This is a genomic window from Bartonella taylorii 8TBB (assembly GCF_902825155.1).
GTDB classification, from domain to species: Bacteria; Pseudomonadota; Alphaproteobacteria; order Rhizobiales; family Rhizobiaceae; genus Bartonella; species Bartonella taylorii_A.
The window spans coordinates 1-23,733 of sequence record NZ_CADEAG010000006.1 but is presented as its reverse complement, the minus strand read 5'-3'; the positions used below and the strand labels follow the sequence as shown (position 1 = coordinate 23,733).

Below are 23,733 nucleotides of genomic sequence, written 5' to 3'. Positions count from 1 at the left end.
AACAGTGAATGATTATTATGAATCAATATGTTTTATGAAAAACAAAACGTGAAATTTTGCATATTAAATAAAAAATTCATTGATGAGGGTTATTTGAATCTAAAAGAATTAGGAATAGCTACGGAAATGGCTTTTTTCATAACTGTAGGAAGTGCTTCTTTAGCGAGATTCTGGATATCGCACCACCAGCCATTTTCATGGTTCATTTTGTGAATACTATTGGTGTAATAAACGTCGAGTTTCAGAGAAAAGTGGGTAAAAATATGCGTAATTTGTCCTTTAAATTGCCAATTGGCTCTAAATGGTGCATTTTGGAGTCCGTTTTCGTTGTCTATCCCAATATTGTTAGGAATTTGAGTCATTCCACCGAGAAGTTTTTGACCCATCCGTTTTTCTAAATAAATTTGCTTATTTTCATTAAGTACAACAAAAGCAACAGCAGTTTTTGAAGGGCGTTCTTTTTTAGGTGCTTTGACTGGAAAAGCCTCCGCTATTTGCATCTTTGCTGCTTTGCACGAACTTTGAAGAGGGCAAAGGTAACAAGATGGTTTACGTGGTGTACAAATGATTGCTCCAAGATCCATCATTGCTTGAGCAAAGTCGCCAGGGCGATTTAAAGCGGTTATTTCTAGTGTTTTTTCTTTGATTTCAGCTTTTGCTTTTGGCAATGCCGAAGCGATAGCAAATAAGCGGGTTACTACGCGTTCAACGTTACTATCAACAACTGCTACAGGATGGTTAAAAGCAATTGCGGCAATAGCTGCAGCGGTGTAGTCTCCAATACCCGAGAGAGTCCGCAATGCTTTTACAGACTGTGGAAATTGTCCTCCGTAGTTTTCCACGAGTTGTCTAGCACAATTTTTAAGATTACGTGCACGTGAATAATAACCAAGTCCAGCCCATGCTTTCATGATATCATCTTGTGAAGCTTTTGCTAAAGAGAAGAGGTCAGGCCAAAGTTTGAGAAATTTTTGAAAATAAGGTTTTACAGCTTCGACAGTTGTTTGTTGAAGCATGATTTCAGAAAGCCAAACGCGATAGGGATCAGGGCGGATGCCTTGTGTTTGTTCTTCTGGGGTAATACGCCATGGTAAAAGTCGGTGCTTCTGATCGTACCAAGAAAGGAGGTGCGAAGAAATTTCATGCATGTTTATTTTCAACCATAGGAAGATATAAAATGCAAAAGAAAAAAATATTTGTTTTACAATTCATATTTTATTTTTGCCTCTTTACTATAAAAAATTTTAGTTAGACGAGAATTAGGTTTTGTTGGTATTTGATAAAGGTGTTTGGGGGAATAGTTTTTAAATAAAAGCAATTGCTATAATTTAGTAGATGAGTAAATGATGATCTAGAAAAATGAGCAAACAATTTAAAAAGCGCCATTTTTATTCTCTTTCTGAGATGGTATCAAAAATGCTCGATCCAGTTTTGCGTAAACGGACAGGGCTTAATGTCGCACTGATAGAGCATTGGTCACGGATTGCAGGTTATGATATTGGTGAACATACAGTGCCAATCAAAATTATTTGGAAATATCGTGCGGTTCAAGATGAAGTGTTCCAACCTGCAACGCTTATTGTAGCATGTGAAGGGTTTACTGCCCTAAAATTGATGCATGAAACAGATGAATTGCTCCATAGAATTAATGTCTTTTTTGGGTATATTGCTATTGATCGCATCAAGATTGAACAAAGATGTATATCTGGTCCAGCAAGCCACTTGCCGGTGATATTAATTCCAAATGAAAACGATAAAAAACGTCTAAAAAAAATGCTTGAGGAAGTTAAAAATGAAAATTTACGTCAATCACTTTATAAACTTGGCTGTTGCATTTTTGCAGAAAAAGATAATAAATAGTGGGATATTTTATATATCAGAATATGAGAAGATGTTAAATTCTCATTCGTTTAATAACAACAGAAAAGTATTATTTATGATAAAGTATCGTTCTTTTTTTGCTTTCATGATCATTTTTCTCTTAATGGCAACTGTGCAAATCAGTGCAACTGTCGTTGTTGCTAGTGGCACTAAACAAGTTTCAACTGTTGATATGGCAGAGGTCCTTCAATCGGGAAAGGTAGAGGATAGATTTGAGGGAGAAGAAAATGCACCGGTAACAATTGTTGAGTATGCTTCGTTGACGTGTATTCATTGTGCACATTTTTATAATGAAGTACTGCCTCAAATTCGGAAAAAATATATCAAAACAGGAAAGGTAAAGCTTATTTTCAGGGAATATGCTTTTGATCCTAGGGCAACAGCAGGTTTTATGTTGGCACGCTGTGCGCCAAAAGATCGTTATTTTCCGTTGATAGAAACTTTATTTCAAAAACAGCAAGAGTGGGCTTGGGCGCAAGATGCTGTAACACCATTGAAGAAAATTGGCTTAATGGCGGGTTTTACAGATGAAAGTTTTACTGGTTGCCTGAAGAATCAGACCCTTTTAGATGAAGTAAATGCATCTTTTGAACGTGGTAAAGAGCTTGGCGTTGAAGCGACACCTACTTTCTTTATCAATGGTAATAAGTATGAAGGTGCCATGACGGTAGAATCTTTCTTTTCGGTGATTGATAGTTTCCTTAAAAACTAATTTTTTTACAGAAGACAGGATTTGATATTTATGATCATTTCCTTTTCAGAGGGTTATTTTTGTGCATTTATGAAGCAATATTTTCTTTGGTTTAGCTAATTTGAATTGAAACATTGCTTTTGATGATGAGCTTAGATCAAATGATGTTTTGATGCTGATATGAGAGGACTTGTGCAATGATAAAATGGGTTTATAGTTTTGGCGATGGCAGTGCGGAGGGAAATGCAAGCAAGCGCAATCTTCTTGGTGGCAAAGGGGCAAATTTGGCGGAAATGAGCAATCTTGGCTTGCCTGTACCTCCCGGATTTACCCTTACAACGGAAGTTTGTAATTTTTATTATGCACATGATAAATCATATCCAGAAGAATTACGAGAAGTTATTAAGCAAGCACTTAAGCGTGTTGGTGAACAAACAGGGCGTGAATTTGGTAATGAAACAAGGCCTCTTTTACTCTCTGTTCGCTCAGGAGCTAGGGCTTCTATGCCAGGGATGATGGATACAGTACTTAACCTTGGTATGAATGATGAGACTGTAAAAGCAATAGCTTTACAAGCTAATAATGAACGTTTTGCTTATGACAGTTATCGCCGTTTTATCCAAATGTATTCTAATGTTGTTTTGGGATTGGACCATTCCTATTTTGAAGAGATTCTTGATGAGTCAAAAGCACGCTATGGCTATGCCGTCGATACAGAGATGACAGCGGATAATTGGAAAGATGTTATTATTTCTTATAAAGCATATGTTGAAGAAAAGCTAGGGAAGTCTTTTCCGCAAGATCCTGAACAACAGTTGTGGGGAGCGATTGGAGCAGTTTTTTCCAGTTGGATGACAGCCCGTGCGATTACTTATCGGCGTTTACATAATATTCCTGAAAGTTGGGGAACGGCAGTTAATGTGCAAGCGATGGTTTTTGGTAATATGGGTGAAGATTCAGCAACGGGTGTTGCTTTTACACGAAATCCATCGACAGGGCAAAAAGAACTTTACGGTGAGTTTTTAGTGGATGCACAGGGTGAAGATGTTGTGGCAGGCATTCGAACTCCCCAAAACATCACGGAAAATGCACGTGTTATTGCGGGTTCAAATAAGCCATCTTTAGAAGAGATTATGCCAGAAGCTTTTTTGAAGTTGTGTGAGATTGCGCAAAAGCTTGAAAAGCATTATCGAGATATGCAAGACCTCGAATTTACGATTGAAAAAGGTAAATTGTGGATGTTGCAGACACGTTCAGGAAAACGAACGGCTCGTGCGGCTTTAAAAATGGCAATTGAAATGGTTGAGGAGGGATTGATAAACCGTGAAGAGGCGGTGATGCGGATTGATGCAAAATCGCTTGACCAACTTTTACATCCAACACTTGATCCCAAAGCAACACGTTTTGTTGTTGCACGTGGTTTACCTGCTTCTCCAGGGGCGGCAACTGGTGAGATTGTTTTTACTTCGGAAGAGGCAGAAAGTGCATCAGCAGAAGGTCGCAAAGTTATTTTGGTACGCGTAGAAACAAGTCCAGAAGATATCCATGGTATGCATGCTGCAGAAGGAATTTTAACAACGCGCGGTGGTATGACAAGTCATGCCGCTGTTGTGGCGCGTGGTATGGGAAAACCGTGTATTTCTGGTGCAGGTAGTGTGCGGATTGATTATAAAACGAACACAATGATTGCCTCGGCGCAAAGTTTTAAAAAGGGGGATGTCATTACAATTGATGGTGGAAGTGGAGAAATTTTCAGAGGGAAGGTTGCAATGTTACAACCTGAGCTTTGTGGAGACTTTGCAAAATTGATGGAGTGGGCTGATGGGATGCGGCGGATAAAAGTTCGTGCCAATGCTGAAACGCCATCTGATGCGCGTATGGGACGTTCCTTTGGGGCTGAAGGGATTGGACTTTGCCGTACAGAACATATGTTTTTTTCTGGTGAACGTATTGTTGCCATGCGTGAAATGATTCTAAGTAATGATGAAAGTGGTCGTCGTAAAGCACTGGATAAACTTTTGCCAATGCAGCGCTCAGATTTTGCTGAATTGTTTGAAATTATGCGTGGTTTGCCTGTTACTATTCGCTTATTAGATCCGCCCCTCCATGAATTTTTGCCAAAAACGGATACGGAAATTCTTGATGTTGCAACGGCTATGGGAGTTTCTACTGAAGTGCTTGCTGAACGCGCGCAGCAGTTGCACGAATTTAACCCTATGCTTGGATTACGAGGATGCCGTTTGGCTATTACTTATCCCGAAATTGCGGAGATGCAGGCGCGGGCCATTTTTGAAGCAGCAGCAGACGCTGCTCAAAAATCTGGATCTCCTGTTATGCTTGAAATTATGGTGCCGCTTGTTGCGCTAAAATCTGAACTTGATTTTGTAAAAGCTCGTATTGATCAGGTAGCTGATGAAGTAATAAAGAAAAAGGGAAGCAATATTCAGTACATGGTTGGGACTATGATTGAGCTTCCAAGGGCAGCTCTTCGAGCAGATGAAATTGCAGAAACTGCTGAATTTTTTTCATTTGGAACAAACGATTTAACGCAAACAACTTTTGGAATTTCACGTGATGATGCTGCTCCTTTTTTGGCAACATATTTTCAAAAAGGACTTTTAGAACAAGATCCTTTCGTATCCATTGACCGCAATGGAGTAGGGGAGCTTATTTCTATTGCTGCACAGCGTGGTCGTTCACAGCGTAGAAACATTAAACTGGGAATTTGTGGTGAACACGGAGGTGATCCTGCCTCTATTGCTTTATGTGAAGAAAATGATCTAGATTATGTTTCATGTTCTCCTTTTCGGGTGCCAATTGCGCGTTTAGCAGCAGCACAGTCAGCTATTGCAAAAAAAACATAGAAGTTTTCCTTGTATGGCAGCTATTCTTACATTTAGACGATTCATAAGAGGCATATTTACTCCTTTCTTAAATATTTTTATTCACACGCTTACTCCTCTTGTTGTATGCAGGCGAATGCTTTTTTTGATTTATGATAAGGGGAGTAAGAGAATCTTAGCTATATAAGGCTCTCTTCATTTTTTGTAAAAAAGAAGTTTCCAAGACATGCTGTGAGTTGTGGTATGAAAGAAAAGAAAGGGTGCCTTTGATGTCTTGATAAGAAAAAGCATAAAGCATAAAGCAGTAGAGTATATTATAGCCATATTTTCAGTGTTTGCTTTATAAGGTAGATGCTTTCCTTTAATTCAATAAACCAACTTCACGCATCTTCATCAAGATTGTATGATCAATCTTACCTGTTATAGGAAGATCAAACATTTTTTGAAACTGTTTTAAGGACTCTCTTGTCTTTTGATCTTCTACACCTGTGACAATAACTTCTCTGTTACCAAAAATACGTAAAGCTTTTTGCACTCGTATAATATCTGTAACAGGAGGTTCTAAAACAGTTTCTTTTGAGCGTGGCATAGCGCTTGTTTTTGTTGTCTCATTTGCTATTTCCATTTCGCTTTGCTTAATTAATAACGCAATTTCATCGGTTGTGGGGTTAGGTGAAATATCGTTTTGCATCTCTCGAGTAGCTTTTTTTTTCCATATTGCTATGGCATGACGCATTTTAGGTCCTTCTACTCCATCTAAAGGACCATCATAAAGTCCTAATTTTGCGAGCTTTTTTTGCATTTTTAGTATATGTTCTGATGGAGAATACGAAGATGAGTTTTTACGTAAATTGTTTGAAAAAGGTATAGAAGTAGCTCGAGAAACTGCGCGAAGTTTTGCTTCTTTTTCGGACAAGGGAGAATTTTGCTCTATATGTAGAGCAGATGTGAACTTCATTTTAGTAAAGATATTTTTATGAATTATCATTTGTGAAAATAAAGCATTAAATGAAACAAATCCAAAACTAATTATAAAAAGAAAAGATCCTACGAAAAATAAAGTATTTTTTCGTGTATAATAATAAAGTATTTTTGCTATCCAAAAAAGAAAACAACTACTTATAAGAAAAAATGTTACAACAAGACTACTATAGTGTTTACGTTTTTGCACGGCTTTTGTTCTGCGTGTCTTTGGTTTTTTTATCATTATTTTTATTTTTTATTCCAATTGCGATTGTTTCCTAAACAGAAACGATACTCGCTTCCAGTGAGAGGGAGATGCATCTATATTATCGCTCTCTCCTTAAAAATCGTTAAAGTAAATAAGTTTGTCATATACACGTATGAGCCGATAGATAAGCAATAGCTCTCGTGCAGTTTTCTTAGTTTTATATTCTATAGCATTTTGGGTATGTATAAAAAGAACTTCCAATCATATGAGACCATTTTACATTTATAAGTCACATCACCACATATCATCATTTAAACGGAAAATGCTACGTCATTTCCTCATTTTTTCGCACATATATTTGGTAGTATTTGAAATCAAGTTGAAACACATTTACTTATCACACTGCATAGTTAAGAGAAGTGTATATTTCTTCCAGATACCTCACATATACAGAGGATTGCATTCCTTTACAATGGTGTAGTGAGCATAATTGTTTACCAACATCATATATGTTTCAGTATAAATCCACTCTATTAATATTCAATAAATTTCATAAATGTTAACAGAAGTGTTTTTTTAATATCTGCAAGAGAATAATCTAGCTGCTTAATCCTTATATTTTTATAACTGTGCTTCTTTCAAAATATAAAATTACACTATGTATTGTACAATATTCTAATCCTCACGCATTACCATATTTATTACCTATATTTTTTCTGTCGTAACAGATCCACTCTCATTATATGTAATGAGAGTGCAAACTCACGTATATTCAACGCTCTTATTTTTTTACTGTGTAATTTTGACATTAATTTTTTAATGGAAAAATAATGTATATCGTTTTTATACAACTTCAACATGTAGGATGTAAATGTGATAAATAAATATTCAGTTTTATGAAATACGCATTTTGTAAATTTTTTATAAAGAAGAAGAGTATAAATTACTGTCTTGTTTCATTTACAACTGCGGTACATTGGCTGCCCATGATACGTTTTTTGATTAAATTATTATTATTTTTGTTTTTTGTTTTTGTCATCATTTCATTTTTTGTAGCAAAGCCGAGTAATCATCATTCCTCTACCCAAACAAATAGTGAGGCAACAACGAGTGATATGATTATTGCTTTTAAGGAAGCTTTAAATGATCTAGGAGCATTCTGCGACCGTAATATAGAAGCTTGCAAAGTTGGAAAATCCTTTTTAAGTTCACTTGGCGAACGCGCACGTTATGGTGCAAGAGCAGCTTACGAATATTTGGGACGAATATTAGAGAACAAGAATATGGCAGCCCCTCCAGATGTCACTCCCAACGTAGGGATACAGGATTCCACACAAAAACAGAAACATACAACATCACCTTAAAATAACAATTTTTTAATGTTTGCCATTGGTATTATGCTAAGAAGCACAAGAGCTTATCTTTTAACCAATAGCATTCAACATAATCATCAAAACAGGACTGAGATTATGGCAGAAACGATCAATGATATTATAGAAAACTTTTCTCTTTTGGATAATTGGGAAGACCGTTATCGTTATGTGATTGAACTTGGCCACGAATTACCGCCTTTTCCCGAAAGTGCTCGAAACGATTCTCACAAAGTGCCTGGATGTGTTAGCCAAGTATGGCTCTTATCTTCACGTAATAATGCAGAAAATCCAACGTTAACGTTTCAAGGTGATTCTGATGCCCATATTGTGCGTGGACTTATCTATATTCTTCTTGCCTTCTATTCAGGCAAAAAAGCCTCTGAAATTCGCAATGCGGATGCTGAAGGACTCTTTGAAACACTGGGTTTAAAAGAGAATCTTACACCACAACGATCGAATGGCCTTAAATCAATGATCGAACGGATTCGTAACGAGAGTTATGTATAAAACTAACTTCTCGTAGCAAAAACTGTACAAAACCTTCACAAACAATACACCCACTAAAAAGCACTTTTACGTACCAGAGGTATTCACTTTTTTGAAAAATGCAATTACTTGGTTTTCTTTCGTTTGCTTTTGCGCCCAAGGCCCATTTCTTTTGCCAAAGCTGAGCGCGCTTTTGCATAATTAGGTGCCACCATAGGATAAGAACTGTCCAATTGCCACTTTTCACGATATTCTTCTGGCAACATTCCATAATGCGTCATGAGATGACGCTTCAAAGATTTAAACTTTTTCCCATCTTCAAGGCAGATGAGATAATCCGGAAAGATTGAACGTTTTGGGTTAACGGCTGGCCTTTGCTTTTCAACTTCGACTTCTGTTAATTCTACATTCCCCGCTTTACGAAAAGCGGCATGAACATCAGCAATTAAACTTGGCACTTCAGTCGGTCGGATAGAATTATTACTCACGTAGGCAGCAACAATATCAGCAACCAATGTAATAACTAAATTGCTTTCAGTCTCTAAGACTGGACGATGTTCCATTCTTGTTTCCTTTAATTTAAAATTGAGTAATTTAAAATCGAGATACGGCATATATACTCATGATACAAAGAGATCGCATGCACGTAGGTTTCATATTGTACAAAAATCTTTTTTGTCAATTCAATTATTCTATAAAATTGCAAAAACACAAAAAAATCAAATAAACACCTCTTTTTAGTCATAATATTCAATAAGAAAAGCTAATTTATTACCTGTTGGAATATGGTCTTATTCTATAAAAGATCATGCACAAAATAAAATATATCACAAATGTAAAATCTAATATAGCATAAAGTTATTTATTTTGTATAGAATATATAAATAAAACTATTAAATATAAAAATATTATATATAAATTAATATTTTTATTTCATAATTTATTATTCATTTTAACTTTGTACCATGATAGCGTATTATTAAATATAAAAATTATAATAGATATTTCTTAAATTAAAAAAAATGCATTTTATAGAATAAAAAATCATATTATATGTAATATACATATAATATTGTTGATTAATAAATAACAACGTATCATCATGGAACATTAAATTCTTTTAATTTACATTCCGTAATAGCAATGTTATATATATATTCATAAAATAAATTTTATTGTATATATCCAAAGACCATTTCTACTGTTTGAAGAAAAATTCAATTTTGCTACAAAATCGCCTTATTTTCTTGGCCTATTTTACAAAAGCAGCATTACACGTATAGAAGGCAATACCTATGATATGCGATAAATAAAAGTGCAGGATGTCATTGTGGAAACTATTGCAGCTATATTTTTTAAGTGAGCGAAAATTCCAGATTGACGGACTTGTATAAGTGATGTGATTCTAACATATAAACAAAACCATTAATATCTTTTATATAGGATCGTGTATGACTCGCTCTTTTGTAATTCCACCTAAAGCATCCAAAACCATTCATAAAGAAATATATCACGGTATTTGTCGTGATGATCCTTATCATTGGCTACGTGCATCTAATTGGCAAGAGGTTTTTAAGAATCCTAACTGTCTTAACGAAAACATTAGACATCATCTTGAAAAGGAAAATGCTTATCAGGCTGATCAAATGGCTGATACAAAGCCATTACAAGATTTGCTTTTTGCCGAAATGAAAAGCCGCATCCAAGAGAATGATAGTTCCGTTCCTATAAAGCATGGCCCTTTTGCTTACGGTTTCTCTTATGTTACAGGAGGTCAACAACCACATTATTTTCGTACACCAAGGAATGGCGGAGAAAAAAACATTTACCTTAATGGTGATGCTTTGGCTGAAGGCAAAGAATATTTCAATTTTGGTTCAGTTCAAGAATCTCCTGATCATACACATGTTGTATGGACCTACGATGACAAAGGATCAGAATTCTACAAAGCTAAAATTCGTAATTTGGAAACATTATCTGACTGTATAGACACCATTACTGATATGTCCGGACAGATTGTGTGGGATGCTAATTCTGAAGGTTTTTTTTATACTAAGATGGATGAAAACCACCGGCCTTCTGAACTTTATTATCACCGATTAAACACCGATCAATCGCAAGATAAGCTTATTTTTCGTGAAGATAATCCAGGATTTTTTTTACACGTAAGCGGTTCTAAACTTAATGATGTAGTTTATATCAATATTCATGATCATGAAACGTCAGAGATTTGGTTGATCCCTGCTGCAGTGCCTCTCAGTGTTCCTCAATGTGTACGGAAACGACAAAAAGGTATTGAGTATTCACTTACAGAAGGTGGTGATGTTTTTTATATTCTGACCAATCTAGATAACGCAAAAGATTTCAAGATTATGGTAGCGCCTTACACATCTCCACAATCAGAAAATTGGTCTGAACTTGTACCGCATCAGCTTGGACGTTTGATATTATCCCATGATGCATATCAAGATTTTCTTATCTGGCTCGAACATTTTGAGGGGCTTCCTCGTATAAAAGTAATGGAGCGTATCACTAAACAGATTCATTCCATTGCTTTTACAGAAGATGCTTATTCTTTAGGTCTACAAGGTGCTGCAGAATATAACAGCCAAACCATTCGCTTTTCCTATTCATCTATGACAACCCCTGATCAAGTGTTTGACTATAAGATGAAAAGTCGCAAACGAATGCTTTTAAAAACGCAAATAATTCCCTCTGGGCATAATAAAGATGAGTATGTAACACGACGTATTACAGCTAGTGCAGACGATGGCGAGAAAATCCCTATTTCGCTTTTTTATCACAAAACTACTGTTCTTGATGGTAGTGCACCTTGTTTGCTTTACGGTTATGGCGCCTATGGAATCTCCATTCCAGCCAGTTTTAATAGCAATGCACTTTCTTTGGTTAACAGAGGTTTTATTTATGCCATTGCTCATATTCGTGGAGGGAAAGAAAAGGGAGTTGAATGGTATGAGAAAGGAAAACACCTCTTTAAATACAATACATTTACGGATTTTATTGCTTGTGGGCGCTACCTTGTAAACAATAAATTCACGTCCCATGACCGACTCATTGCTCATGGTGGCTCAGCAGGAGGGATGTTGATGGGAGTTATTGCCAATATAGCTCCGCAGGATTTTGCTGGAATCGTAGCAAATGTGCCTTTTGTGGATGTTTTAACTACCATGTTAGATGCTTCATTACCATTAACGCCTCCAGAATGGCCGGAATGGGGGAATCCTCTTGAATCAGAAGAAGATTATAATCTTATCGCCTCTTATTCACCCTATGATAACGTCAAAGCTCAAAAATATCCCCCTCTGCTTGTGATCGCAGGATTAACAGATCCTCGTGTAACTTACTGGGAGCCTGCGAAATGGGTGGCAAAATTACGAGACCTAAAAACAGACGATAATGTAATTTTATTGCGCATTAATATGGACTCAGGTCATGCAGGTGCAGCCGGACGTTTTTCAAAGTTAGAAGAAGCTGCATATATCTATGCGTACATCCTAAAAGTAGCAAAAAAAACAGCTCCTCATTAAAACATCTTTATTTTTTTTGAAAGGCTCCAATCATTCATGAGATTGTGGAGCCTTTAATAAAGAGCTAAGCTTAAAATCCACAATCTTCATAAAGTTTCAAAACATAGTCCCAATTAATTAAATGATCTACAAAAGATTCGAGATATTTTGGGCGTGCATTGCGATAATCAATGTAATAGGAATGCTCCCACACATCGACACCCAAAATAGGCTGAGCATCGTGCACTAAAGGATTTTCACCATTAGGCGTTTTCATAATTTCAAGTTTGCCATCTTTAACAGCAACCCATGCCCATCCAGAACCAAATTGTGCGACGGCAGTAGCAATAAAATCAGCACGGAATTTATCATAACCACCTAGATCAGCTTCAATAGCTTTTGCTAATTTTTCAGGAAGTTTTTGACCACCACCACCTTTTTTCATCCAAAGCCAGAAATGGTTATGATTATAGTATTGTGCTGCGTTATTAAACAAACCAATATTGCTTCCAAAACTTTTTTTTACAATAGTTTCAAGGTTTTCATTTTCTAAGCCTAAATCTTTTACAAAATTATTGGTATTGGTAAGATAAGCGAGGTGATGCTTATCATGATGATATTCAAGCGTTTCACGTGACATGTAAGGTGAAAGGGCATCATAATCATAAGGCAACGGGGCCAATTCAAAAGCCATTTAAAAATCTCCTCGATTCTAATTGTTAAGCTCACTCCACAAACCTAATTTGCCATTTACAGCATATAAAAGCAAATGTTGAATACCTATTTGTATTAATAAATTTTTATGATTATCTCTTCGTGAAGGTGCTTTTTGGGGATGTGTGCGCTTAAGAAATTAAAATATCATTAGGTTATATAACTACTGCTTTTGAAGAATTTTCTACATATGTAGACTAACAAAAAATACAATTATCTTTTTTAAAGAATGAAAAGTAAATTTAAACAGCTGTGAGTCTTTGTTTTTGTTACCTAAAATATTTCTTTAAATATCTCACAAAATCCTTTCAATTTTTGCTAAGTCTTTTCGGGCTTATGCAGATGAGTGTTTCCCAGTTTTTATCACAGTATCTGCAACGAAATTCTAGCGGTTATTTTTTGCAGATACTATGGATTTTTGCCTTGACTTTAAAAACATGTTATAAGTCCAATTATAATTGGAAGTTTAGCACATATTGATCAAAATGGGATTTTTCACCAGAGGCTCATTATATGCATTATCTATCCAATCTGTATATAAGTGAAGAGAGCTTGTTTTTAAACTGAAGAATGAAAAATCATCAACACATAAAGCTCTTTTGTTCGCCTGTTTCAGGTAAAGAGTTTCGAGTTTGAGTAAATCAGAAAAAATGCAACCCGTGATAATCTATTAAATATATCGATACAGAACAAAATTTGTATTTATCTACCATTAAATGAATGAATAAAATAGCCAAATACGGAAAAATGCAAAATAACGGATAGTTAAATAGCTGTTGTTTGTGTTAGCGTTATGAACAAGTACAAGTTATCTGTGAGAAATTTTGCATCAGTGCAGTATTAACAAGATTTCAAAAATTTATGATAAAAAAGTAAAAGCTTTGATTTTCAGATATTGCGCACATTCACAGGAATCGTTATAAGGTGCAAAAACGGCTGTGAGCATATTTTTCTTTTGGGGTATAGCCAAGCGGTAAGGCACCGGTTTTTGGTACCGGCATTCCCTGGTTCGAATCCAGGTACCCCAGCCAATATTTAATTAAATCAATAGGTTATATAAAAGTTCGGGAATTTTGATTCCGTTGATTCTTTTAACTTATTTTCCACTTATCCCTAACTTTTTATAGCTTATACTCATTATCTAGATAACTGGATTTGCTAGCAGGGTGCTTGACTCTTATTTTTGTTGATCGTATAGTGACGATATACGATAAGGGGCGGTAATGGCAATTGTGAGTTTTAAACATAAGGGCTTAAAGTTATTTTATACAACAGGTTCCACAAAAGCTATTCGACCAGATCACGTAAAAAATTACGCGTTATCTTGACAGCTTTAACAAGCGCTACGATGCCTGAAATGTTGAGAGCGCCTGCCTTTAAAATGCATCCTCTTAAAGGTGAACTTACAGGATACTATTCTATATGGGTGAATGGAAATTGGCGTGTTACTTTTCGCTTTATAGGAACAGATGTGGAGCTTGTTGATTATCAAGATTACCATTGATGAAAGGAACGAAAACAAATGATGCATAACCCCGCACATCCGGGCGAAGTTCTAAAAGTAGCTTTCTTAGAAGAAATGGGGATAACAATACAAAAGTTAGCTGATCATCTCCATATGACAAGAGCTTCTCTATCAAGAGTGATTAACGGACATGCCTCTATGAGTACCGAACTTGCAGTGAAATTAGAATTAGCTGGTTTTAGTAAAGCAAAATTTTGGCTGGATATGCAAACGAATTATAATTTATGGCAAGCAATGCAACAGACACAACCACCTATTTCTCCTCTGGTTTCTGATGCACCTCAAACACCGCTTTGATTGCGTTCATAATTTTTACGGGGCTTTGGTTTGTTTTCTTACTGTCAACCATGCCCCTAACTTTTTTGAAGTTTTTTGATTGCTTCTATTGCAAGGCGTTTTCTATCAGCTGTTTTGGTATAAAGGGATGCCATGTTATCTTCTGTCCAGCCAAAAAGCGCTTTCATTTGCGAAACTGTCGCGCCTGCATTTGCTGCACGTGTTGCTGCTAATTTTCGCAATCCGTGCGCTGATTTTTTAATACCTGCTGCATTACAAGCTTTACGAAACAGATTACCAAAACTTTCTTTGGTCAGTTTTTTACCTTCTTTACCGCAAATAAATGTTTCATTACCTATGGGACCAATTTTAAGGGTTTCCTCTAGTTCTGGTAAAATAGGAAGAAAAACATCTGTTTTAAATTGGCTCTTTTCTGTTTTGAGATAAATGATATTATCTTTGACATCTTTCCAGCCGATACGAACGGCATCACCACGGCGCAAGCCTGTATAAAGAAGAACGTCAATCCATACACGTTCATGTGTACCATGTGACCAACGGTAATAATATTTATCAATATCTTCTTCTAACCATGGTATGAACCCTTCTGCGTTAAAGGATTTTGGCGGCTTTATATTAAAAGCAGGATTTCTATTTAAAAGATCGTTATCAACTGCCCAATTGAAAAGACCATTTAAAGCCGTTAAAAAATGTCTTGCTGCTGCGGGAGTCTCTCGTCTTCTTTCTACTGCGTCAAGAATGTGTTGTTTGTTTATGCTTTTATATGCACGATCACCGATATGTTTAGAAACATTATTCAGAATTCGATATTTAACTTTTTTAGTAGATTCTGATTGATTATGCCATTGCATGCTTTGTAAATACCGATGCAACAACCAATCGAAAGACCCTTCTGTGAGTCTGGTACGCCTCTTTGTTTTGGAGGAGCCATTTTGCGCTTGTTTAATAGCCAGCGTATAATTGTCAACAAACTCTTGCGTTCCATAGGTTCCTTCAATCCGAAACCGTGGTCCATGACCAATACGTACATACCATATAACTTTACCATGGCGTGTACGTTCACGAACAAGATGCGGTGGACGGCGTTTTGGCATGGCTAAAACTTTATACCGTCGACAGAGGGGCAGCTTTTGCTGGTCTCGTAGTCTTCTTGTTCATTTTCAAGCGGTGGAAAATCATCAATGCTATAAGTATTATCTGTCGTTGTTGGTGTTATGGTTTTATTGATATGAATCAATAATTCCCCTGTAGGTTTGATTTCTATTAATTCGCATCCTTGTTTTTTAGCTTCTCTTAAAGCACGAGCAATAGCTGGTTGCGTGATAGTAGGTGGGCGGTGTGGCATGTTTATTCCCCTTCATTTTAGATGTAATTCACCCGTGGCGTGAATCACGCTGGTGTTTAAAAGTTGTTTGTGGAGTTAGAAACGGCTTATAGAGATACTATAAGACTAGTCGTTCGTATTTTCTCATCTGGTTTTTTCTCTAGTTGAGATTCTTTTATCGTCATCAATCCAGTTGTCCCAACATACACATGCTTCACCGTAAATTTTTGCATGACCGTAAACACGCGCATCACCGTAAACATGCGCATTGCCATAAACACGCGCCCTATCGTAAATATATACCTCACCGTAAACTTGTGCATTGCCATAAACTTCTGCATTATCAAAAACGTGCGGTTCACCGCAAATATATGCATCACCGTAAACTTCTGCATGACCGTAAATGCATGGTTCATCGAAAACTTCTGCTTTGCCATAAATACGAGAATTGTCGTAAACATGTGCATAACCGTAAACTTGTGCATTTTCGTAAACCTTAGCATCATCATAAACCTTGGCATAACCCCCAATCCAGCAATTACCATGATGCGATAGGTTGTCTTCTTTCTCGATATAGCCGCCAAGATCACCTTGCTTGACGTCCCCCAAATCTCTCAATGCACGAATGCGGCGGAGCGTTTTGCGCCCAACTTCGATTGTTTCATCTGTCAGTTCATATTTCTTTTCCATGGTTTATTTCCTTGATTTGCGCACAATCCACCCGTAGCGTGAATCATGCATTACTTAAAAGTTGTTAGGAAAGGGCGGGGGTGCTGGGAGGAGAGAGCACCCCCATAGGTTTAAGCGGCTTTTGCCAAAATCTTTTGCATCTCTTGTTCTATTTCCCCTAAAAAGATTTCGACCGCTTTATTAATCTCTTCAATGTGTTTCTCATCACGGTTGACACGTTTGATTTTCATTCTCAAACCAGTAGATCTGCCTACAAAGTTTGGATTATAGCTCATGAAATGACACCATTTGCGTCCTGTACATGCCATTTGGAATTGCATTTGTGCGATATATTCAGGTTTGATTTTGCCATCCATAAAGAAGCGCAAATGCGTGGTTGATTGTGGACATTTAACTTCAACTAAACCGTCATCACCAATGAACCCATCAGGACTTGCACCCGCCATTTTCATTTTTGGGTGTTGGATAAACCCGCACCTTGTGACCTCTGTGTCATAAATGAATGCATATTCTTTCAAGGCATCATCCTCATGTTCAATACCCCATTGCATAGCTGGTGTTGTATAAGATTGGCTTATTCCTTCTATTAGGCGCTCTGTAATGAGTTTGATTTTGTAGTCTTCATATTTGTTTGTAGGCAATCCTTTAGCTGTCTTACTGATTACGTTGTAAACATTAGAAGCGGTGACTTTACCCAAGCGTGCTTGAAACCATTCTGCTGTTCTTTGTTCCATCTCACACCGCCGTTCCCTGTTCGTGTGGCGTTGCTATATCGGCATCTTGTATAGTAGAATCTGTTTCTACCTTTTGCTTGTTTTGTTTATCTTTCAAAAGATGTAACACCGTTTGTGCTTGTCCTTCAGACATATCGTCGAGCTTTTTGACGTTGACATAAGCAAGTATTTTGTCTTCTTTTGCTTGGGTTTGTACGATGAGTCTTCTGATTTCATTGATCTGTTGTGGAAAAGCCTTTTTAATAGGTGTGTTCCCATCCGTATCATCATCTTCACTCACGACATTAAGAAGCATACCTAACAGATATCTGCGTGCGTATGTGATGGCAGAACCAACCGATTGTATATTTGATTTGCATCCTTTAGTGTCATAAGGGAACTTTCCTTCTGTTGAGATTTTATTCCCAGATGGATGCGTCAAAGTCATTTCTATAATTATATTGTCTGAACTCTGTTCTTTGATACGAGAAAACAAAGCAAAGCGGTGTTTTGCAAGAGTCTTCTTTACAGCATCAATGTATTGGTCAAGGGTTGCATATTGGCTGTTTGTATGGGTGTTTGTAGAGTTTTTTTGTATTTTTTGATATTCTATTTGCATATTCGAAAGATCACTGGCAAATCTTTCGTAGTTTTGTCGTTCTATTTCTTTTTCTCGTAAGGCAATGAGACGCTCGAGACGATCCATATCGACGTCATTTTCTAAGGCTCTGTTTAAAATGCGTTCCATAGCAGTTTGCTTGACGGCTAAATGATGTGTTTCTTCAATTTCTATTAGATTATTATTTTGTTCACTCATCTTGATTTCCTCCTATTTGAGCGCAATTCCCCCGTGGCGTGAATCACGCTTGTTTTGAAAGGGTTATTATTTTTTGGGTCTAAAAAGGAATGCTAATATCGTTTTAATGCATGCTTTGCCTTTGAAGCTCTTGAGATAGCACACCAATTCCTTTTGCTGTGATTTTTGCGCAAGGAATGACTTTTTCTATTCCACTTGCGGTTTGAAGTGTGATGGTTGGACAATCCATAAGTTTCTTTTGGATTTTGTCTTGGTAAGGGAGCAAATTTCCACCTGCTGCTCGTCTGTAAACCCAACCTTTTTGCTGTAAGAAGAGAATGAACTGTTTTGGTTGTAACTCGAGTATTTTAGCAGCTTCTGTAAGACCAAAGAGTCCGTCATGGCGTTGTAAGCTTTCAAGAGCCATTGCCTTTGGTTTAAGAGTACTCACTTCACTTTTTAAGGTCTCTAATTGTGTGACACTTTCTAAAAGCAGTTTTTTCACAAAGAGAGGGTCTTCTAAGGCGTTTGCAAGATTTAATTGAGGGAATTGTTTTATACGCCGCTCGCATTCAATGAAATATTGACGGGCTTGTTTACCTTTTTCATTACGCTCTAACATGGAAAGTTCTTTTGCCATGTCTAAGGTAAGGTGGTATTCCATGCTTGGGCGCCCTCTTAAGGATTTCGCTAAAATTTTAGCGAAAATTATAAAATCTTGATTTTCTTGGAAATTATATTCTTTAATACGATTTTTAATCCAATCTCTAAAATTGGAATTAACTTCCAAAAATTCATGTAACTCACGTGCGTTGACCGTTTGAACGGTTTCGTGTTTGATTGTATTTTGTTGGATAGCAATAGGCTTTTCCATTACGAACCTCATATTGATGGGATTGATGAATTAAAGGGGGCGCTTTTTAAAAACGCCCTTAGAATTTAAATCACGTCACGAAGGCGCAAACGATGCTGCTCTTCATAAGTACCGTAGACCTCATCGTTATATTTTGCTTCTGCGATATCGTCTAAAAGCCTATGATAGGCATCACTTTCATATACATAAGACTGGACTTTGCTGTTCTCATCGAGAAACTCGAAGTTTTCTTTTATATATGCTTCTGCAATTTCTTCAGAGATGTCTTCGCAACTTTTCTCAGAAGGATTTACACGAAAGATTTTTACGGTATCATCTGCCTCATCAACAATCCCTAGAACTTGGCTTTCATCAAGTGGACCTGACTCTCCAATGTGTTGATCATCACCGTAGACAACTAATAAAATTTCATTGGAATTAATAAGAATTGGCTTTTCCATAATTTCCCCTCCCTAACGCCTCTTGGCAATTGTTTGTGTGTAGTTTATGGAATATATATATTTCATTTTTAATGAAATATGTCAATAATAAATTTCATAAAATATGAAATATTTTGCATATGGAGGCTAATAGTGGATGAAGAAACGCTAAAAAAACTTTGGAATTATGGGGATAAAAAGGTGATAGCTGCTATTGTTTTTTGTCTGATTGGCCAGAATTCTGAAGAATCGTTAAAACAGCTTGCTGAACTTCAGGCTTTGCTTGATAAAAAAGACTAACAAATTGTCCAGACCCCTCGATTAAAAAAGGTGGGACCTCGCCAATAAAATTAATAATTTTTATTAATTCATCTGCCTTTATCGAGCGGTTTGTGCCTGAGTTATTTAATATGCTGGTAAGAGTGGAAGGCAACACACCTAAATGCTTAGCCAGCATTTTTTTGCTGCCGTGTCCTTTTTTTACTAATTGCTCATTAAGCCATAATCTTAACTGTTCACGTTCCATATAATTAAATTCTTTCAGATTGAGTGAAAAATCAATTCAATAAATTCTGAATTTTTACTATTGATAAAATTCATAATTTATGAAATTATACTATTATGAAACAAGAGCCAGCATATACGCTTATAAAATATTTAGGGGGTGTCACAAAGGTTGCACGCATTTTACATAAATGTAAAGGCGCTGTTTATCGTATAACCTACTCCAAGAAAAAAGGCGGTGCCGGTGGGTTGTTTCCTTCAACTTATCAGGCACAACTACTCACTTATGCTCAACGGCACAACATTGACTTACGTCCAGAGGATTTTTTCTATCCTGAGCGTTTGCAACATTTGTTGGAGGTAGAAAAAGCAACACTCTCAACGCCTTCTTTTGTCAATGGTTTCAGTTTGAGTGAAAAGTCGTGCGAACAAAAACAGCTTCAATATGAAGAAAGGAAATAAAAATGGATTACGGTTTAGCAATATCATTACTGTCCATATCGGTTATCGTTTTGAATATAATTGTATTTTTTCACTGGTACAACAATAGATAGAGGAAGGAAAATAAGTGAGGTATGGAATGGAAATGGATTACGGTTTGGCAGCGATGATTGTGTTTTTTATAGTCAATGTAATCACGATTTTTTGTTTTTATGTCTCTCATAAAAAAATGCAAAGCTCTACAAAGGTGTTGCAAAGACCATATTACACTTTTCACATTTTGAAAGATTCAATAAAAGAAATGGATTTTCCAGATGGCAGCAAAATTATTTTTCATGATTCTGATTGGAATTTTTCTCTTGATGCAAATGATAATTTGATAGTTCAAAGTACTTTAGGACCTTCATTGTCCATCAGGGCATATAGTGACGCATATGGTTTCAAAAAGTATCTTATAGATAATTTTCAGAAATATAATCGGTCTATACATTGAATGCAACGAGATAAGATAGAGAAACTATCCGCTCATAAGAGAAAGAAAGTAAGTGAATTTGATTACTTTTAGTTCCGTGAAATTAGAGTATTAGTCATCACAAAAGGAACCAAGATAAAAATTAGGTTTGAGTGTTTTGGTCGGATAATTTGGAGAAGTATGTTCTACAATGATATTTATAGGCTGTATTTCAGATGGATTGCGCATTGCAAAAATGAGTAAAAATGTTAGTTCGCTTTTACTCCCAATACTAAATAGATCATACCATTCATTTTGGATTGGGTTGAGTTTAGGGGTTATCAAGTTGACGTGGTTTTCTTGTGTTTTAATGAAGATGTCTTCTGTTTGTTTTTGCAATTCTAGGTTGGATTTAGGATATGAGACATGAACAAATTGAAAGGGGCTCTTTTTATCTATCCATATATGATTCAGTCTAATCATCTGTTTTGTAGGGTTATAGAAAGTTACTTGTAAATGAACCAACGATGCTGTGATTATATAAAATCCTCCTTTCTTTGATGGAATAACACTATCACCTCTTGGTTGGGAAATAGATTTCAGTTCTAATTTGGGTCCTAGTTTTCGTTCTTCCTGTTCTTTGTACTTAGTGTAAATTGAAAAAATTGTATGTGCGAAATTAATAAGAACAGAAGAAATAGAAAACAATTTAGACACTACTTGAGGCATTTCCCCCCCATTTCGAAAATAATTACCGTTGAACGGCTTTGTAAAAATAATTTTTAATGGAATAGCAAATGACTAACACGATTCTCTGTCTTGATCTAGGTACCAAGACAGACTGGGCGATATGTTCCAAAGGACACGTTCCTAAAGACGACAACGAAGCAGATGCTTTAGCAATTTTATATTTAATAAAAGAAGGGGATGCGCATGTCTAATGGTATGCCATGGATAAGATTCCATTTGTATGACTGGATAAGTGGTACAAATGGAATGACATCTGAACAACGGGGGGTTTATATAACCCTTCTCGTTTACATGTATGAAAAAAAAGAACCACTTAAAACAGATTTTCAAACGCTTGCACGTGTTTGTCATTGTTCGCAGAAAAAATTTGCAGCTATTGTCGAATATCTCATGAGAAATAATAAACTTGTTGAGACAGATAATGGATTGTGGAATACGCGCGTTGAAGAAGAGCTGAACGATTTTGCTGATAAAAAAGAGCACATATCGCAAGTTCGTAGTGAAGCTGGTAAAAAAGGTGCACAAGCAAAAAATAATACAAAACAACATGTTAGTAATTTTGCTGAAGCAAATGACAAGCAAAATGAAGCAAATGCTAAGCAAAATCAAGCTATAAAGAATAAGAATAAGAATATATATAAAAAAACTAATACTATCGTATTAGCAAAAAAAGAAATTGGTTCTGAAAGTTTAGAAACAAACGAACAGGTTGACGAGCCAACAGAGGTTGCTGCTGTTGAGAGCACATCAGAGCAAATCGAAACCTCATCAGACAACCAACCTCCCATTCACGAGCAAGAGAACATTTCCCAAAAAGCAAAACGAGCGCAAGCTAATCGCGGTTGTCGATTGCCTGCGGATTTTGAACCCGATTACGATTTTGCAATCGAAGAGGGCTTGCCTCCAGAGCGTGTGAAAGTCGAGATGGCAAAATTCCGAGATTACTGGACTGCCAAATCCGGAAAGGATGCAACCAAAATCGATTGGCAAGCAACATGGCGTAACTGGGTACGCAAGGCTATCGAGGGTTTAGAAAAAACAAAAAACACGAACAACAATGGTGGAAACAATGGAAACTTTTCAAAAGATCAAAGAACTCGCGGTGGTACCGGAGAGACAATCCGTAATCTTATCGGTGCAACACAGCTTAGTGACGCCTCTACAAGATACCGTGCAACAGATAGAGCGATGTGTAACTCTGGAGTTCCCATGGACCTTGAGAAATGGCATTCAATTGACAAAAACCCTAGAGAAACAAGCTTTAGAAGCTTATCAGACTGTTCAAAACTTACTTACCTTGAAAGCGTCTGTTGAAGACATAGCAGAGGCTCTTGATGTGCTTGAAGGTGGTTTGACAATGCAAAAAGTTTCGAATGTAGAAGCGCGTGCAAAGGCTTATATCGCTGCTCTTAATGGCATTTCACTCTGGTCTTTATTGCAAGCTGTTAAAAATCTTATACGTGGTGAAGCAAAAGGCATGTCAACAACATTTGTCCCCTCATGTGCTGATCTGGCGCAGTATTGTCGCGATTTAGAAAGCAGGCTTTATGGTGTTGCTGAGAAAGTTTTTATAGCAGTTGAAAATACCCGTAATTTGGCTTTAGGAGGCAAGCGCATTTCATTCATGAGAATAGGCAAGCCTAGTGAAGAGCAACATAACAGCAGCAATTCTAAAGCGGCTTAAAACAGCAAAATAGTGAAAAGTGCTGATCATTTTACGATTAGACATGCGTTTAAATCGATAAAATGGCACCGTAGAGAGTGATTTAAAGATTTTATGATAAACTTAACGTTAGGAATTAAAACAGCTCTGTACGGTCAAATTTGAGTCAAATAAACCAGTTGGTAAAATTATGGACTAAAAGCATGAGAATATTAAAAGATCTGTTCTTAAAAAACCGTAAACAGCCAATGCAAAAAAAGTTTGTTGCAACAGCTGTTGGTTATGTCCCTTGGGGAGACGGAGCAGCCGAGTATTTTTACAACCTCTACGAATATCCTGATGGCACAAGAGAGTGTGAAAAGTTTGATGGTGGTCAGTATTACAAAACACCTGAGAATGCCGATTTTAGTACCAAAGCGCAAGTGAAGGCGTGGGTTTATGGTGGTAATGTTCCTAAAAGCGTTCTGAATATTGAGCCCCTCATAGAGGAAATAAACAAAGAAATAAAAAAACTATCAGAAGCTGCTTGATACTTCTTTGTAGCAGGAAAGAAGTCAACGCATTGAACGAAGCATGGCGTCACGTAAAATGGCGTTAAGC

Annotated in this window: 26 protein-coding genes, 1 tRNA gene and 1 pseudogene; 15 read left to right on the top strand and 13 right to left on the bottom strand. The window is 36.6% G+C overall.

The features are described from left to right. Positions 1-89: 89 nt before the first annotated feature. Complete coding sequence (gene mutY / locus J7R13_RS05680) at positions 90-1,148, bottom strand: A/G-specific adenine glycosylase (protein WP_208437848.1); 1,059 nt, start codon at positions 1,146-1,148, stop codon at positions 90-92. A gap of 211 nt (positions 1,149-1,359) precedes the next feature. Here mutY and J7R13_RS05675 point away from each other — a divergent pair, with 211 nt between their 5' ends. The 3 genes from J7R13_RS05675 to ppdK all read left to right on the top strand — a co-directional run bounded on the left by J7R13_RS05675 (position 1,360) and on the right by ppdK (position 5,436). Continuing rightward, positions 1,360-1,860: a DUF721 domain-containing protein gene (locus J7R13_RS05675; protein WP_208437847.1), complete on the top strand. Its 501-nt coding sequence runs from the start codon at positions 1,360-1,362 to the stop codon at positions 1,858-1,860. 76 nt (positions 1,861-1,936) lie between these two features. Beyond that, positions 1,937-2,593: a DsbA family protein gene (locus J7R13_RS05670; RefSeq protein WP_208437925.1), complete on the top strand. Its 657-nt coding sequence runs from the start codon at positions 1,937-1,939 to the stop codon at positions 2,591-2,593. Between the two features lie 176 nt (positions 2,594-2,769). Next, complete coding sequence (ppdK, locus tag J7R13_RS05665) at positions 2,770-5,436, top strand: pyruvate, phosphate dikinase (protein WP_208437846.1); 2,667 nt, start codon at positions 2,770-2,772, stop codon at positions 5,434-5,436. A 340-nt stretch (positions 5,437-5,776) separates the two neighbouring features. Here the strand turns inward: ppdK and J7R13_RS05660 are convergent, their stop codons facing one another. Next, positions 5,777-6,622 (bottom strand): peptidoglycan-binding domain-containing protein, encoded by an 846-nt coding sequence (locus J7R13_RS05660; RefSeq protein ID WP_208437845.1) that lies wholly within the window; start codon positions 6,620-6,622, stop codon positions 5,777-5,779. Positions 6,623-7,572: 950 nt separating this feature from the next. Here J7R13_RS05660 and J7R13_RS05655 point away from each other — a divergent pair. Together J7R13_RS05655 and J7R13_RS05650 are read left to right on the top strand one after the other, a co-directional pair. Next, positions 7,573-7,950, top strand: a complete 378-nt coding sequence (locus tag J7R13_RS05655; protein WP_208437844.1) for a DUF5330 domain-containing protein — start codon at positions 7,573-7,575, stop codon at positions 7,948-7,950. A 105-nt stretch (positions 7,951-8,055) separates the two neighbouring features. Then, entirely contained in the window at positions 8,056-8,466 is a 411-nt protein-coding gene (locus J7R13_RS05650) for a SufE family protein (RefSeq protein WP_208437843.1), read from the top strand. Between the two features lie 104 nt (positions 8,467-8,570). On the opposite strand, the gene J7R13_RS05645 is transcribed toward J7R13_RS05650, so the two are convergent. Next, complete coding sequence (locus J7R13_RS05645) at positions 8,571-9,008, bottom strand: Ros/MucR family transcriptional regulator (protein WP_004860891.1); 438 nt, start codon at positions 9,006-9,008, stop codon at positions 8,571-8,573. 888 nt (positions 9,009-9,896) lie between these two features. Here J7R13_RS05645 and J7R13_RS05640 point away from each other — a divergent pair. Continuing rightward, complete coding sequence (locus J7R13_RS05640) at positions 9,897-11,993, top strand: S9 family peptidase (RefSeq protein ID WP_208437842.1); 2,097 nt, start codon at positions 9,897-9,899, stop codon at positions 11,991-11,993. 70 nt (positions 11,994-12,063) lie between these two features. On the opposite strand, the gene J7R13_RS05635 is transcribed toward J7R13_RS05640, so the two are convergent. Further along, on the bottom strand, positions 12,064-12,666 hold the full coding sequence (locus tag J7R13_RS05635; RefSeq protein WP_208437841.1) for a superoxide dismutase: 603 nt from the start codon (positions 12,664-12,666) through the stop codon (positions 12,064-12,066). A gap of 976 nt (positions 12,667-13,642) precedes the next feature. On the opposite strand from J7R13_RS05635, the gene J7R13_RS05630 reads away from it, so the two are divergent. From J7R13_RS05630 to J7R13_RS05620, 3 genes and pseudogenes are all read left to right on the top strand, one after another. Next, a tRNA-Gln gene (locus tag J7R13_RS05630) sits at positions 13,643-13,717 on the top strand. Between the two features lie 192 nt (positions 13,718-13,909). Next, positions 13,910-14,190, top strand: a pseudogene (locus tag J7R13_RS09885) (type II toxin-antitoxin system RelE/ParE family toxin). An 18-nt stretch (positions 14,191-14,208) separates the two neighbouring features. Beyond that, the gene (locus tag J7R13_RS05620) at positions 14,209-14,508 is read left to right on the top strand and encodes a HigA family addiction module antitoxin (protein ID WP_208437840.1); all 300 of its coding nucleotides are present in this window, start codon (positions 14,209-14,211) and stop codon (positions 14,506-14,508) included. A 56-nt stretch (positions 14,509-14,564) separates the two neighbouring features. Here J7R13_RS05620 and J7R13_RS05615 read toward each other — a convergent pair whose 3' ends face one another. From J7R13_RS05615 to J7R13_RS05580, 8 genes are all read right to left on the bottom strand, one after another. After that, a complete protein-coding gene (locus J7R13_RS05615; RefSeq protein ID WP_208437839.1) occupies positions 14,565-15,602 on the bottom strand; it encodes a tyrosine-type recombinase/integrase in 1,038 nt (345 codons plus the stop codon). 2 nt (positions 15,603-15,604) lie between these two features. Beyond that, the gene (locus J7R13_RS05610; protein WP_015857131.1) at positions 15,605-15,853 is read right to left on the bottom strand and encodes a hypothetical protein; all 249 of its coding nucleotides are present in this window, start codon (positions 15,851-15,853) and stop codon (positions 15,605-15,607) included. Between the two features lie 123 nt (positions 15,854-15,976). Beyond that, positions 15,977-16,522 carry an LbetaH domain-containing protein gene (locus J7R13_RS05605; RefSeq protein WP_208437838.1) on the bottom strand — a complete coding sequence of 182 codons (546 nt, stop codon included), beginning with the start codon at positions 16,520-16,522 and terminating at the stop codon, positions 15,977-15,979. Between the two features lie 110 nt (positions 16,523-16,632). Continuing rightward, positions 16,633-17,256 carry a lambda exonuclease family protein gene (locus J7R13_RS05600; RefSeq protein ID WP_208437837.1) on the bottom strand — a complete coding sequence of 208 codons (624 nt, stop codon included), beginning with the start codon at positions 17,254-17,256 and terminating at the stop codon, positions 16,633-16,635. A gap of 1 nt (position 17,257) precedes the next feature. Then, positions 17,258-18,052 (bottom strand): ERF family protein, encoded by a 795-nt coding sequence (locus tag J7R13_RS05595; protein WP_208437836.1) that lies wholly within the window; start codon positions 18,050-18,052, stop codon positions 17,258-17,260. 103 nt (positions 18,053-18,155) lie between these two features. After that, positions 18,156-18,905: an antA/AntB antirepressor family protein gene (locus tag J7R13_RS05590; protein WP_208437835.1), complete on the bottom strand. Its 750-nt coding sequence runs from the start codon at positions 18,903-18,905 to the stop codon at positions 18,156-18,158. A gap of 65 nt (positions 18,906-18,970) precedes the next feature. After that, positions 18,971-19,345 carry a hypothetical protein gene (locus tag J7R13_RS05585; RefSeq protein ID WP_208437834.1) on the bottom strand — a complete coding sequence of 125 codons (375 nt, stop codon included), beginning with the start codon at positions 19,343-19,345 and terminating at the stop codon, positions 18,971-18,973. A 190-nt stretch (positions 19,346-19,535) separates the two neighbouring features. After that, entirely contained in the window at positions 19,536-19,850 is a 315-nt protein-coding gene (locus J7R13_RS05580; RefSeq protein WP_208437833.1) for a helix-turn-helix domain-containing protein, read from the bottom strand. Between the two features lie 95 nt (positions 19,851-19,945). Between J7R13_RS05580 and J7R13_RS05575 the strand changes: the two genes are divergently transcribed. Both J7R13_RS05575 and J7R13_RS05570 read left to right on the top strand, forming a co-directional pair. After that, positions 19,946-20,290 (top strand): hypothetical protein, encoded by a 345-nt coding sequence (locus J7R13_RS05575; RefSeq protein WP_246786289.1) that lies wholly within the window; start codon positions 19,946-19,948, stop codon positions 20,288-20,290. Positions 20,291-20,414: 124 nt separating this feature from the next. After that, complete coding sequence (locus J7R13_RS05570) at positions 20,415-20,762, top strand: hypothetical protein (RefSeq protein ID WP_246786288.1); 348 nt, start codon at positions 20,415-20,417, stop codon at positions 20,760-20,762. Positions 20,763-20,852: 90 nt separating this feature from the next. Here the strand turns inward: J7R13_RS05570 and J7R13_RS05565 are convergent, their stop codons facing one another. Continuing rightward, on the bottom strand, positions 20,853-21,449 hold the full coding sequence (locus J7R13_RS05565) for a hypothetical protein (protein WP_208431485.1): 597 nt from the start codon (positions 21,447-21,449) through the stop codon (positions 20,853-20,855). A gap of 68 nt (positions 21,450-21,517) precedes the next feature. Between J7R13_RS05565 and J7R13_RS05560 the strand changes: the two genes are divergently transcribed. The 4 genes from J7R13_RS05560 (at position 21,518) to J7R13_RS05545 (ending at position 23,663) form a co-directional block, all read left to right on the top strand. Further along, positions 21,518-21,661, top strand: a complete 144-nt coding sequence (locus J7R13_RS05560) for a hypothetical protein (protein ID WP_208437832.1) — start codon at positions 21,518-21,520, stop codon at positions 21,659-21,661. Beyond that, a complete protein-coding gene (locus J7R13_RS05555) occupies positions 21,654-22,784 on the top strand; it encodes a YdaU family protein (protein ID WP_208437831.1) in 1,131 nt (376 codons plus the stop codon). The genes J7R13_RS05560 and J7R13_RS05555 overlap by 8 nt, the downstream gene beginning before the upstream one ends. Continuing rightward, entirely contained in the window at positions 22,768-23,154 is a 387-nt protein-coding gene (locus J7R13_RS05550) for a hypothetical protein (RefSeq protein WP_208437830.1), read from the top strand. The genes J7R13_RS05555 and J7R13_RS05550 overlap by 17 nt, the downstream gene beginning before the upstream one ends. A gap of 182 nt (positions 23,155-23,336) precedes the next feature. Continuing rightward, positions 23,337-23,663, top strand: coding sequence for a hypothetical protein (locus tag J7R13_RS05545; protein ID WP_208437829.1), 327 nt, complete (start codon positions 23,337-23,339; stop codon positions 23,661-23,663). The last annotated feature ends 70 nt before the right edge of the window (positions 23,664-23,733 follow it).